This window comes from Actinoplanes sp. NPDC051859 (assembly GCF_044452725.1).
Taxonomy (GTDB): domain Bacteria; phylum Actinomycetota; class Actinomycetes; order Mycobacteriales; family Micromonosporaceae; genus Actinoplanes.
Genome location: NZ_JBITBX010000001.1, coordinates 776,933 through 790,704, shown reverse-complemented (window position 1 = coordinate 790,704; position 13,772 = coordinate 776,933). Strand labels below are relative to the sequence as shown.

Annotated in this window: 5 protein-coding genes; 1 reads left to right on the top strand and 4 read right to left on the bottom strand. The window is 72.0% G+C overall.

Going from position 1 to position 13,772, the window contains the following annotated elements; translation table 11 throughout:
* Positions 1-34: 34 nt before the first annotated feature.
* The 4 genes from ACIA1L_RS03570 to ACIA1L_RS03555 form a co-directional block, all read right to left on the bottom strand.
* The gene (locus tag ACIA1L_RS03570; RefSeq protein WP_396070895.1) at positions 35-2,557 is read right to left on the bottom strand and encodes a DNA topoisomerase (ATP-hydrolyzing) subunit A; all 2,523 of its coding nucleotides are present in this window, start codon (positions 2,555-2,557) and stop codon (positions 35-37) included.
* A gap of 16 nt (positions 2,558-2,573) precedes the next feature.
* Positions 2,574-4,631, bottom strand: a complete 2,058-nt coding sequence (locus ACIA1L_RS03565; RefSeq protein WP_396070894.1) for a type IIA DNA topoisomerase subunit B — start codon at positions 4,629-4,631, stop codon at positions 2,574-2,576.
* Positions 4,632-4,755: 124 nt separating this feature from the next.
* Entirely contained in the window at positions 4,756-10,029 is a 5,274-nt protein-coding gene (locus ACIA1L_RS03560) for a diguanylate cyclase (RefSeq protein WP_396070893.1), read from the bottom strand.
* Between the two features lie 58 nt (positions 10,030-10,087).
* Positions 10,088-10,714 carry an adenylate/guanylate cyclase domain-containing protein gene (locus ACIA1L_RS03555; protein WP_396070892.1) on the bottom strand — a complete coding sequence of 209 codons (627 nt, stop codon included), beginning with the start codon at positions 10,712-10,714 and terminating at the stop codon, positions 10,088-10,090.
* Between the two features lie 172 nt (positions 10,715-10,886).
* Here ACIA1L_RS03555 and ACIA1L_RS03550 point away from each other — a divergent pair, with 172 nt between their 5' ends.
* Positions 10,887-13,703, top strand: a complete 2,817-nt coding sequence (locus ACIA1L_RS03550; RefSeq protein ID WP_396070891.1) for an AAA family ATPase — start codon at positions 10,887-10,889, stop codon at positions 13,701-13,703.
* The last annotated feature ends 69 nt before the right edge of the window (positions 13,704-13,772 follow it).

Genomic DNA, 13,772 nt, shown 5'->3' with positions numbered 1-13,772 from the left:
GGGCTCTCCAGAGCGGAGACGGGGTGGGTCGTGCTCAGCCTCGTTCGATCAGGTGGCCGATGATCTGGGGTCCCATCAGGACCGCCTCGCCCGAACCGTCGCGCCGCGAATCCGGTTCCGGGAGGTCGACGGGGTCGCCGGTGGCGCTGGCGCCGACCGGGCGGGGGCCGACCCAGGCAACCGCCAGACGGGACTCGCCCTTGAGGAAGCGCTGGACCCGGACGCCACCCGTGGCGCGGCCCTTGGCCGGGTAGGAAGCGAACGGGGACACCTTGACCTGGGTTCCTGTGGAGGTGACCACCATGGGTTCGCCGTGCTGCTCGTCGCGGGTGTCGACTGCGGTGAAGGAGAGCACTTCGGCGTCAGCGGTGAGGTTGATGCCGGCCATGCCGCCGCCCTTGAGACCTTGGGGGCGGACGAGTTTGGCCGGGAAGCGCAGCAAGGACGCGTCGGAGGTGACGAAGGCGAGGGATTCCCCGCCGTCGGCGAGCCAGGTGGCCTGGACGACCTCGTCGCCGTCCTTGAGGGTGATGACCTCGAACTCGTCGGAGCGGACCGGCCACTCGGGGGCGCAGACCTTGACCACGCCCTGGCGGGTGCCGAGTGCCAGGCCTGGGGACTTGCCGGGCAGCAGCGGGGCCAGCCCGACGACCCGCTCGCCCTTCTCCAGGGGGATCAGCTCCGAGGCGGACATGCCGCCGCGCAGGGAAACCGTGCCGGACTGCTCCGGCAGCACGGGCAGCGGCAGGACGTCTGTCTTGAAGGCGCGGCCCTGGCTTGTGATCAGCAGGACCCGGCCGCGGGCGGTGGAGTGGACGACTGCGCGGACGGCATCGTGCTTGACCCGGCCGCTGCGCCGCCGGGCCTCGGTGGCCTCCTCGCTCTCCGCCGCCGTACGGGCGATCAGGCCGGTGGCCGAGAGGATGACCTGGCAGGGGTCGTCGGCGACTTCCAACGGTCCGGCGGGGACGGACGCCGCCAGCACCTCCTTGAGGTCACCGTCGATGAGCGTGGTGCGCCGGGCCGAGCCGAACTCGGCGACGACGGCGGCGAGCTCGTCGGAGACGACCTGCTTGAGGACGTCCTCGTTGTCGAGAATCCGGGACAGCTCGGCGATCTCAGCGGTGAGCCGCTCCTGCTCGGTTTCCAGCTCGATCCGGTCGAAGCGGGTCAGTCGACGCAGCGGAGTGTCCAGGATGTAGTTGGCCTGGATCTCGGAGAGCCCGAACTCGCTCATCAAGCTCGTCTTGGCGGCCGCGGCGTCGTCACTGCCGCGGATGATCGCGACCACCCGGTCGATGTCGATGAGCGCGGTGAGCAGACCCTCGACCAGGTGCAGCCGGTCCTGCCGCTTGGTACGCCGGAAGGTGGTCCGCCGGGTGACCACCTCGTAGCGGTGGGCCAGGAACACCTCCAGCAGCTCCTTGAGCCCAAGGGTGCGGGGTTGGCCGTCGACCAGGACGAGGTTGTTGATGCCGAACGAGGTCTCCAGCGGGGTGAGCCGGTAGAGGTCGGCGAGTAGCGCCTGCGGGTTGACGCCGACCTTGCACTCGATGACGAGGCGGGTGCCGTGCTCGCGGTCGGTGAGGTCCTTGACGTCGGCGATGCCTTGGAGGCGGGCGGCCTGGCGCTGGCCCTTGCGCGGGCCGGACGTGATGAGTTTGCCCTTCACCTCGTCCGTGATCGCCTCGATGATCTTTTCGGTGCCCACGCCGTACGGCAGCTCGACGACGGTGATGGCCTGGCGCCCGCGACCGCCCTCGAGGGGTCCGGTGGTGACGCGGGCCCGCATGCGCACCACGCCGCGGCCGGTCTCGTAGGCCCGGCGCACCTCGTCCAGCCCGAGCAGCTGCCCGCCGGTGGGCAGGTCGGGGCCGGGGACGATGCGCATGAGCGCGTCCAGGTCGGCGTCGGGTCGGGTGATCAGGTGCCGGGCGGCCGCGACGACCTCGGCGAGGTTGTGCGGGATCATGTTGGTCGCCATGCCGACCGCGATCCCGGACGTGCCGTTGACCAGCAGATTCGGGAAGGCTGCGGGCAGGACGGTGGGCTCGAGCTCGGAGCCGTCGTAGTTGGGCTTGAAGTCGACGGTGCCCTCGCCCAACTCCCCGACGAGCAGCATGGCCTCGCGGGACATCCGGGACTCGGTGTACCGCTCGGCGGCCGGGCCGTCGTCCGGTGAGCCGAAGTTGCCGTGCCCGTCGATCAGCGGGACGTTCAGCGAGAAGTCCTGGGCGAGGCGGACCATCGCGTCGTAGATGGCAAGGTTGCCATGCGGGTGGTAGCGACCCATGACGTCACCGACGACGCGGGCCGACTTCACGTACGCCCGGTCGGGCCGGTAGCCCTGCTCCTGCATCGACCACAGGATGCGCCGGTGTACGGGCTTGAGGCCGTCGCGGGCGTCGGGGAGGGCTCGGGAATGGATGACCGAGTACGCGTATTCGAGGTAGGAGTCCTCGACCTCGGTGGTGAGCGGGTTGTCGATGACCCGGGCGCCGGCCTGGTCGAAGGCGGACAGGTCCACCCGGGTCTGCTCGTTCTTGCGGCGTGCCATGTCTGTGACCCGTTCCTCAGGCGTCGATCGTTTCGCGGTCGATCCGGCCGGCGGCCTCGATCAGCCAGTTCTTGCGGGGCTCGACCCGCTCACCCATCAGCAACTCCAGCGTGGCCTCGGCGTGCTCGACGTCCTCGAGGGTGATGCGCCGGACCGTGCGGGTCGCGGGGTTCATCGTGGTGTCCCACAGCTCGTCGGCGTCCATCTCCCCGAGGCCCTTGAACCGGGGCACCGGCTTGATGACGGCCTTGCCGGACTTCTCCAGCCGGGCGACGGTGGTTTCCATCTCCTGCTGGGTGTAGGTGTAGATGGTCTCCGCGTTGCGGCCTTTGGTCGCCACCTTGTGCAGCGGGGGCATGGCGGCGAAGAGCCGGCCGCTCTCGATGACCGGCCGCATGTACTTGGCGAACAGAGTGATGAGCAGGGTGCGGATGTGCGAGCCGTCGACGTCCGCGTCGGCCATGATCATGACGCGGCCGTAGCGCATGGTGCTCAGCTCGAAGGTGCGGCCCGAGCCGGCGCCGAGCACCTGGACGATGGCCGAGCACTCGGCGTTGTCGAGCACCTGCTGCATGCTGGCCTTCTGCACATTCAGGATCTTGCCGCGGATGGGCAGCAGCGCCTGGTATTCCGAGCTGCGGGCCATCCGGGCCGTGCCGAGCGCGCTGTCGCCCTCCACGATGTAGATCTCACTGCGGTCGATGCCAGTGGAGCGGCAGTCGACCAGCTTGGGCGGCATCGACGCGCCTTCGAGGGCGGTCTTGCGGCGGGCCGCGTCCTTCTGCTGCTTCTGGGTGAGCCGGACGCGGGCCGCGTCGACGACCTTCTGCAGGACCGTCCGAGCCTCGGTCTTGGTGCGCCGATCGTCGATCCACTGCTTGAGGTGCTGCTCGACCAGGCCCTGCAACACCCGGGTGATGCCGGCGGTGGACAGCTCGTCCTTGGTCTGCGAGGTGAACTGCGGCTCGGGCACCCGCACGTGGATGACCGCGGTCAGGCCCTCCAGGTAGTCGTCCAGGACCGGCGCGTCCTCCTTGGGCTTGAGCAGCCCACGGGTGTTGCGGACCGCCTCGGTCAACGCCCGGACCATGGCGCGGTCGAAGCCCTTGCGATGGGTGCCACCATGCATGTTGCGGATCGTGTTGGTGAAGCATTCCACCGTCCGGTCGTAGCCGGTGCCCCAGCGGAACGCGACCTCGACCTGGGCGACGCGTTCGACGTTGGACTGCATGACTCCGTTGGCGTCGGCGGCGTTTTCCTTGTAGGTGCCCTCACCGGTCACCAGCAGGATGCCGGAGACCGGCTTGTCGCCCGACGGCGTCAGGAACTCGACCATGTCGCCGAGCCCCTGCGGGAAGTGGAAGGTCTCCTCGGTGGGCTCCTCGCCGGTGAGGTCCCGCAGCACGTACGCCACGCCGGGCACCAGGAACGCGGTGTTGCGCAGCTTGGCCCGGACGATGTCGACGTCGAGCTTCGCGCCGGTCTCGAAGTAGCGGGCGTCGTACCAGTAGCGGATGGAGGTGCCGGAGCTTTCGCCGCGCTTCATCTTGCGGGCGACCCGCAGGCCCGGCTCCTTCTGGAACTTCGCCGTGGGGCCGTCGCCCGCGAAGACGCCGGGGACGCCGCGCTGGAACGAGATCTCGTGGACTTTGCCGTCGCGGCGAACCGTCACGTCGAAGCGCAGCGACAGAGCGTTGACCGCGGATGCGCCGACGCCGTGCAGACCGCCGGAGGTCTTGTAGCCGGAGCCGCCGAACTTGCCGCCCGCGTGGAGCCGGGTGAGCACCAGCTCGACGCCGCTGAGCCCGGACTTCGCGTTGATGTCGGTGGGGATGCCGCGGCCGTCGTCGTCGACCTGCACCGAGCCGTCGGCGTGCAGGATGACCTCGACCTGCCCGGCGTGGCCGGCCACGCCCTCGTCGGTCGAGTTGTCGATGATCTCGTTGGCGAGGTGGTTGACCCCCCGGCTGTCGGTCGAGCCGATGTACATGCCGGGACGCTTGCGCACCGCGTCGAGACCCTCGAGGTGGGTGAGGTCGTCGGCCCCGTAGAGGATCTCCTGTTGCGCAGTCACGAGGTGGTACCCCTCCAGCGGTGGCGGCCGTCAACGAACGCGGCGAGCCTACCGGGGACCTACGACGAGTTTCGTGAGGCCGACCGGGAACGCCCCGGCCGAGGGTGGGAGAAACGGACGAATGTCACTCGCCGTGAGCCATCACACGGTTTCGACCGGCCTGCTTCGCCTCGTAGAGACCGGCGTCGGCGCGGCCCAGGAGGGCGTCCGGGGTGGTGTCGGCGCGGCGCAACAGGGCGCAGCCGACACTGATCGTCACCGGGATCGGCCCGGACCGGGTGTCCAGCGGCGTGCCGTCGATCGCGGCACGCAGCTTCTCGGCCAGCACCGGACCGTCCTCGCGGACACCGGGGAGCAGGACGGCGAACTCCTCGCCGCCGTACCGGGCGACGATGCCGTCCGGGGGCAGGCAGGTCAGCAGCCGGGCGACGACCTCCTTGATGACGTCGTCGCCGATCTGGTGGCCGTACGTGTCGTTGATCCGTTTGAAGTGGTCGATGTCGATCATCAGGGCGGTGAGCGGGCTGTCGGTCTCCCGGGCGGTGCGCAGCGACTTCTCGGCGAGCTCGAAGAACCGCCGCCGGTTGGCGACCCCGGTCAGGCTGTCGGTGGTCGCCAGCTCGTTGATCCGGCTGAAGAGCCGCGCGTTGTCGTACGCGACCATGCCCTGGCTGACCAGCGCCGCGGCCACGCCCAGGTCGGCGGCGGCGTAGGCACCGGACCGCTCGGCGGCCAGTACGAGCACACCCACCGCACCCTCCCGGTCGTCGAGGGTGACGGTCAGCCAACTGGTCCCCGCGTAGTCGCCGAGCGCTGCGGCCCAGGGCGGCGTACCCGAGATCATGTCGGCCTGGCGGTTGTCGAGCAGCGCGAGCAGCGCGGGGTGTTCGGCCGGCCGCACGGTGAACGGGTTGCCCCGGTCGCCCAGCACGGTGATCTCGGCGGACGCCGAGGTGCCGAGCAGCAGCCAGCCGCGGTCGCCGCCGGGCGTCTGCCGGGCGGTCAGCAGCAGCCGGCGCAGCACCAGCTCGGGGTCGAGGGTGCCGCTGAGCCGGGCCATCGCCCGACGCAGGGTCTCGGCCAGGTCCCGCTGGCGGTTCGCGGCGGCGACGGCCACCTCAAGCTGGGCGGCCCGGGCGGTTTCCAGGCCGACGGCGATGTGGTGGGTGACGGCGGTGAGCACGTCGACGTCGTCGACGGTGAAGACGCCCTTGGCGACCCGGCTGTCCAGGTAGACCACGCCGAGCAGTCGGTCGTCGAGCTCCAGCGGCGCGACGAGGATGCTGCGCAGGCCGAACTGGACGACGCTCTCGGCGCCGAGCGCAGCGCCCTCCTCGGTGCCGGTGACCACGAGCGGGTCCCGGCTGTGCCGGACCCGATCCACGACGGTGGTGCTGTAACCGGCGAGTTCCGCCAGGTCCTGACCGCCGGCATCCCGGCCCACGTACGGCGCCAGCACACCCGTGTCGGCGTCCACGAGGAACAGCAGGGCACGTTCGGCGCCGAGCAGACGAACGGTCTCGTCGAGGGCGACCCGGGTCAACCGCTCCGGGTCGATGACTCGGGATGCGGCGTTGCTGAGCTGCTCGAGGGCGGCCCAGCGCTGACCGGCACGACCGCGGGCAGCGACGACGGGCACCCGGTTGCGCCGGCCGGCGTCGAGGCGGAACTCGGCGGCGATCCGGCGGGCGCGGTGCGGCCACCCGCGGTCCTCGGCGATCCCGGCGGCCATTCGGGCCTGACGCTCGGCCTCGCCGGTGACGCCGAGCATGGTGAGTGCCCGGGCACGGACCAGGGCCGCCTCGTACGACGGCAGCGGGGCGTCGACCGTACGCAGCAGCTTCTCCGCTTTGGACAGGATGTCCAGAGCCTGACCGGCGCGGCCGGGCTTGAGGGCCGTGAGGGCCGCCTTCGTGACCCGGTGGTGGGCGGCGACGACCGGCCGCTTGGTGACCTGACCGAGGGTCGCGACGGCCGCTTCCGCCACGGCGTATGCGCGCTCCTGTTCGGCGGGGGCGGCCCGGCGAGCCTGCTCGAGGCGGCCGTAGGCGCGGTAGACGTAGTAGGAGTGCTGCGCGGGCAGCAGGTCCAGCGGGCGCAGGCCCAGCCCGTCGAACTCGGCGACGGCGTCGTCGAAGGCACTGCCCAGGTCGTCGCGCTCGATGGCGGCCAGCATCCGGGCCACGATCATGTCGACGATCTCGTGGATCTCCCGGGTGTCACCCGCCCGGTTCAGCCGGGCCAGTGCCTCGCCGGCCCGGCCGCGCATCGCCAGCAGGCCCGTGTCGACGGCCACGACGGCGCTGCGGTCGCCGTGCCCGCCGGCGTCCAGCCAGCGCTGCCGCCCGACGCAGGCGGCTTCGGCCTCGGCGATGTCGCCGCGCAGCAGCCAGTCCCAGCCGAGCACGGCGTAGCAGTCCAGGATCAGTCCGGCGTCGAGGAACCGGTCGCGCTCGATGAGCACACGGCGGACCCGCTCGCCCGAGTCGGCGCCGCTGCCGTGCAGGGCGATGGCGGTGATCCAGTCGATCCGGGCTACGAGGGTGGGATCGCCGAGGTCGGCGGCGATCCGCTGCGACGACGCCGTGATCCGATCGGCGATCCAGTGCATTCCGGACATCCGGAACGGCAGCGAGAGGGCCACCAGGTCTCGGGCCCGCTCCGGGGAGCGACCGAGCCGGTTGATCGGGTACGCCATCCGCAGGCCGTACAGCAGCGAGTGCGCCGGGCGCAACGACCGGACGCTGCCCGAGCCCCCGTAGTGGTACAGGGTGGACTCCATCTGCAACCGGTCACGCTGCTCGCCCTTGGCCGTGCCATAGCCGAGCCGGGTAGCGCGGACGACCCACGCCACCAGGAACATCCACACCCCGGTCAGGATCCGCAGCACCGGGTTGACCGGCAGCGGCTGGCCCAGCTCGGCGAGTCCCTGCTCGACCGCCTGCAGCTGGGCGGCGCCGCCCCAGCTGCTCTCGTGCACGCGGGCCAGCAGCAGGTGGATGCGCGCCCGCTCGATCCGGCCGGGTGCCTCGCTCAACGCCTCGGTCAGCATCGCGACCGCCTCGTCGAACCGGCCGTTCTGGTGGTAGGCGCTGCCCAGCAGCTGTTTGAAGGAGCTGCCCAATGCATCGCCGGTCCGGGCGGCGTCGCGGGCGTGCTCCAGATAGGTCAGTGCGGCGTCCGGGGCGTGCTCGGCGAGGGCGCGGGCGCCCGCAGCGGTGCACGCGCGCAACATCCGGCTGGGCGCCTGGTCGGGCCGGCCCAGTGCGCAATGCCGGGCGAGGGCGTACTCGTCCGGGTTCGGCCGCCGGTCGAGGGCGTCGGCGATCCGCTGGTGCAGGTCCCGAACCCCGTCCTCGTCCAGGTCGGCGAGCAGCGCCAGGCGGATGCTGTCGTGCAGGAAGCGGTGGGTGCCGTCGCCGTACGCGACCAGGCCCTGCCGGCCGGCGTCGGTGAGCACGCCGAGGACGCGGCGCAGGTCCGTCCCGGCGGCCTCGGCGACCACCTCGGGGTCGAAGGTGGTGCCGAACACGGCGGCGATGCCGAGCAGGCCGCGGCTTTCCGCATCCAGCGCGCCCATTCGACGCAGCAGCAGCTGGGCCGAGTCGGCCGGCAGGGCGAGGTCCCGGACTCCCTGGGCGTCGACTTCCCAGCTGCCCCAGTTCGGGGCGAGCAGCCCGGCGTCCATCACGGCCCGGGCGTAGACCAGCGTCGCGAACGGGTTGCCGCCGGTCAGCAGAGCGATCGCGGCAGCACCGTCCTCGTGCAGCCGAACGCCGCAGGACAGCGCGGCGATCAGGTCAGCGACCTGCGCGAGCTCCAGCGGGGGTAGCGCAAGGTCGGTGACGCCGCCGGCCCGCAGCGGTTCCATGGTCTCTCCGGCGTCGCCCGGGCGGCCGCTGGTCACGATCAGCATCGGCACGTCCGACACGGCGGCCGCGAGCTGTTCCAGGACGCGGACGGTGCCGTCGTCAAACCACTGCGCGTCGTCCAGGTGCAGCAATACCGGCCCGGCCGTCGTAGCCAGGCCGGTGAGCAGGTCGGCAACCGCTGCGGCGTGCCGGCCCTGACCGATCTCGCCCGCTACCTGAGGCACACCGAGCACGTCGGCGAGGGCGGGCGACAGGCTGGTGACCAGGCCGGCGCTCTCCCCCGCGGCCGCCCGCAGCAGCGCGCCGGCCTCGGCCCGCCCGCCGGACCGCTTGAGCAGATCCTTCACGTACGCGTCGACGGCCGCCCGCAGTGGCGCCATCGGGCGCCGGTCGCTGGATGCGGCGTCGCCCCGCAAGACGATGCCCCCGGCACCCCGGACCAGGTTGCCGAGCTCGTCGGCCAGCCGGGTCTTGCCGGAGCCGCTGGGACCGTGCAGCGTCACGACGCCGCCCTTGCCAGCCGCGGCCTGCTGCCAGTGGTCGCGCAGTGCCGCGAGTTCGGCGCCACGGCCGGTCAGCGGCGGTTCGAACGGAACGATCGGCGCGTCGTACTCGCCGAGCGGGAAGACCGCGGCCGGATCGGCGGCGAGCCGGCGCAGGTCGGCGCGGAGCCCGGCGGCGCTCTGGTAGCGGTCGTCGGGGTCCTTGGCCAGCAACCGGACGATGACCGCCGCGAAGGTCGCGCCCAGGCCCGGGGCCAGGGCCCGCGGGTCGGGTACGGGCGCCGTGGCGTGCAGGTGCAGCAGCTCACCCACGTCGTCGGCGGCGAACGGCGGCGCGCCGGTGACGCATTCGAACAGCACCGCACCGAGGGCGTACAGGTCGGAGCGGTTGTCGACGGGCCGGTTGAGCATGCCGGTCTGCTCGGGCGCGCTGTAGGTGAGCGTCCCGGCGATGGCGTCATCCGGCCCGAGCCCCTCGACGGCTGCGGCCGCGGCCAGCCCGAAGTCGATCAGATGGGCCGCGCCGGCGGCGGTGACGACGACGTTCTCCGGCTTGACGTCACGGTGCACCAGGTTGTGCTCGTGGGCGGCCTGCAGCGCGGTCGAGACGTCGGCGCCGATGGTGATGGCGTGCCGCTCGGGCACCGGCCCGCGCAGCAGGCGCCGGGAGAGCTGCTCACCCTCCACCAGATCCATGATCATGTACGGCCGCCCGGCCACCTCGCCGACCTTGTGCACCCGGGGCAGATTCGGGCAGTCGATCGTGGCGAGCACGGCGGCCTGGCGGCGGAACTCCCGGGACTCGACGGTCGGCTGGGTCGACTCGTCCTGGGTCCGGCCGTGCTGGTGGGTGGTCAGCCGGGCCGCCCCGGTCTCCCGGAGCAGCACCTTCAGGGCGTACTCGGTGCCTTCGTGTCGGACCCGGTAGGCAACGGCCTGCGCCCCGCGGCCGAGCTCGCCCAGCACCTGGAGCCCGGCGGCGTCGCCGAGCTCCGTCTGCACCGCTGCCGGTTCGACCGGCACGGATGGCGAGGCACCCACGATGCCTTTATCGGCGCCGCCCCGGCGGGCTGAAGGATTGTCAAGCGCAGGGCTGCAGGGTGCGGGTCTCCTGCAGTTCGAGCGCGCGCCACAGCTCGACCGGTGCCGGCTTGCCGGCCAGCGACACCGGCGGCAGCTCCTGGTAGGCGACCGCGGCACCGGACGCGCTCTGGGTCGCCGCGCAGACGACGACCGTGTCGTGTGGGGCACAGGACTGCAACCGGGACGCCGTGGCGACGACGCTGCCGCTCACCATGCCGTACCCGCCGTCGTGGGCCTCATCCAGGTCGACAATCACGTCGCCGGTCGCCAGCCCTACCCGGGTGCGTACCGGAAAGCGGCCGGCCAGGAGACGCCCCCGCAGCGCCTCCTGCACCCCGAGCCCGGCCCGGACCGCTGCGGCCGCCGCGGTGCGGACGCCCGCCGGTGTCCCGGCGCGGGCGCCGGTAGCGCCGAAGACCGCCATCACCGCGTCGCCGATGAACTTCTCCACCACGCCGCCCGCCGCGCGAACCACCGCCGATACCGTACGGAAGTAGTCGACCTGCAGCTCACGGACGTCTGCGCAGTCCAGCTCGTCAACCATGCTGGTGAATCCCACGATGTCGACGAAGAGCACTGTCACCGTCTGTCGTCGGCACCGGACACCGGCGGACATTGTCTTCATTTCCTCCGCCCCCTTCGCTGCGTTGGCGCAGTGAACGGTGCCAGGACGGGCGGGACAGCGGATCAGCAGAATGACGTATCTATGACAGCCACCGCGTCGTCGGTTCTTTGTGACGCAGAACAGTCCGAACCGACGAGAACGTCGTAGCGGCGTTCCCACTAGGCTGCCACGCATGGCCTGCGAAGGGGATGACGCGCCACTTGTCGGACGTTCCGACATCCTGACGTCGATCCAAGCCGACCTCCTCACCGCTGGTCCGGGCGGCACCGCCGCGGTGTTCGTGACCGGCGAGAGCGGCGTCGGTAAGAGTCGGCTGCTGCTGGAAACCGCGCACGCGATGCGGATGGGCGGCGCGGCTGTGCTGAGCGGTGCCTGCCTGGACATCGGTGACGCTTCCCCGCTGCATCCCGTCCTCCAGGCGTTGCGCCAGGCGGGCGTCCAGCCTGCCCCCGGGCCGGCCGACCCGTCCGACGGGGCGGGTGCCCTCCTCGAACGGGTGTCCGGCGAGCTGCGCACATTGGCCCGCGGACGTCGGCTGCTGCTCGTGCTCGACGACCTGCAATGGGCCGACCGCAGCACCCGTCAGCTGCTGCTTTACCTACTCGCCGGCCTCGGCGACGTCAACCTGTCCGTGCTGGCGGCGGTGCGTTCGGAGTCGCTGCACGGCGCCCATCCGCTGCGCCGGGTGCTGGCGGAGTTGCGGCGGCTACGGTCCGTACGTGTGCTGGACCTGGCCCCGCTCGACGTCGACGCCACCGTGGAGCTGGTCCGGGCGATCGCCGGGGCCGAGGTTCCCACCGAGGACGCCGGTTCGGTGTTCAAGCGCAGCGGCGGCAACCCGTTCGTCGCCGAGGAGCTGGCCCGCGACCTGCGCGACGGACGGGTGGAGCTGTCCGACACCCTGCGGGAGATCTTCCTGTCCCGCGTCGATGAGCTGCCCCAGCATGCGCACGACGTGGTGCATGCGGTCGCCGCCGGTGTCGCGCCGGTCGAGCATTCGCTGCTTGCCCGGGTGTTGCCGCTGCCGGAGGCGGAGCTGATCGAGGCGGTCCGGGCGGCGGTGGCGCACCGCTTCCTGACCAGCGCCGCCGACGGTTACCGGCTGCGGCATCAGGTCGTCGCCGAGGTGCTCGCCCACGAGGTCCTGCCGGCCGAGCACGCCGCCCGGCACCGGCGGTACGCCGAGGCACTCGAGGCGCTGCCGGGTGACCTAGACCACACTCGCCTGGCCCATCACTGGCAGCAGGCGGGCGAGCCGGAGCGGGCACTGCCCTCGGTCGTGGCCGCCGCCCGGGCCGCCGAACGGCTGTACGGCTACGCCGAAGCCCACCGGTACTGGGCGCTCGCCCTGGACCTGGCCCCCGACGACTCCGCGGAGCGCACCGACCTGCTGTCGCACGCGGCCGAGGCGGCTCACCGCTGCGGCGAACACCAGCGAGCCCTGACGACGCTCGAACAACTCGCCGCCCGCCCGGACAGCCCAGGAGTCTGCGAGATCCACCTGCGCCGAGCCCGCTACCTCGCCGCCGCCGGCCGCACCGCCACCGCCGAGGTCGAGTACGAGCGTGCCCTGGCCGCCCCGGAGTGCAGCCCCGCCGAGAAGGCCAGCGCGGCCGCCAACCTGGCCGAACTGCTCGTGCACCTCGGCCGGTACGCCGACGCGGGCGAGCGCGCCCGGGACGCGCTGGAGCTGGCTGAACGCCCCGACGGTTCCACCGCCGATCTGGTCCGGGCCAGCGCCGCACTGGGCTTCAGCCTGGCATTCCGGGAGGATCCGGACGCCGGGCTCGCCGTCATCCGGCAGGCCGTGGAGATCGCCGAGCGCAGCAAACACCCCGACGAGATCGGCTGCGCGTACCTGCACCTGGCCGAACTGCTCACCAACCCCTTGAACAACATCGAGGAAGGTGTGCTCGTCGCCCGCCGCGGCGCGGAAAGACTCGCCGCGATGGGCCAGGGCCGTACGTATCAAACCCGGCTGCTGGCGATCGCGGCGAACGGCCTGTTCCGGGTGGGCCAATGGGCGGAGGCCGGGCAGGTCCTCGACGATGCCATGCGGCACCGGCCGTCCGGCGCCGACGCGGTCGAGATCCTGCTCGCCCGGTGCCGGCTCTGGGTGGGATTCGGCGACGTCCGGGCCGACCGCGACCTGGACGCCGTGGCGACCATACTCGCCGGCGGCGGCGCCCGGCACGTGCTGCCGATGCTGACCCTGCGCGCCGGACTCGCCATGTGGCAGGGCCGGCACGCCGACGCCCGGGCCGCGGTGCAACGCGGGCTCACCGAGACCCGATCGGACGACCTTGTCCTGCTCGGCGTCCTCGCCTGGCATGGGCTGCGAGCCGAGGCTGAGGCGCAGGCCGGCGGTGAGGTGCCGGTCGACGAGGGCGCGGTGCGCCGGCTGCAGGCGGTCGTCGAGCGGATGGCCCGCGGCGTAGGCAACGCGGCCCCGCCGGTCCGCGCGGTGGTCGACGGGTACGTAGACCTCTGCGCGGCGGAACTGAGCCGGATCGAGCAGCGCAACGACCCGGCCCTCTGGGCTCGGGCGGTGCAGGCGTGGGACCGGCGCAAGCAGCCGTACCCCGCGGCGTACTCGCGGCTGCGTCAGGCCGAGGCGTCCTTCGCACGGCGGACCCGGCGGACCGCGGCGACGGTGGCGCTGCGCGAGGCGTACGAGACTGCGCGGGCGATGGGTGCCAAGCCGTTCGCCGCTGAGATCACCCAGGTGGCGACCCGGGCCCGGGTCGCGTTGACCGGGGACGTGGAGTTGACGGCCGTACCGGTCCGCGGCGATGACGGCCTGGGCATGCTCACCGAGCGGGAGCGGGAGGTGTTGGCGGCTGTTGCCGAAGGGCTGACCAACCGGGAGATCGGCCAGGCGCTGTTCATCAGCGAGCGAACGGTCGGTGTGCACGTGGGGCACATCTTCGACAAGCTCCAGGTCCGCACCCGGGTGCAGGCCAGCCGGGTCTACCTCCAGGCGGCGTGACCTTTTCGTTACCTACGTACGCGGAATACGTCGTTCTACCGATCCCTACGTAGGCGAACGGTGAAAGGC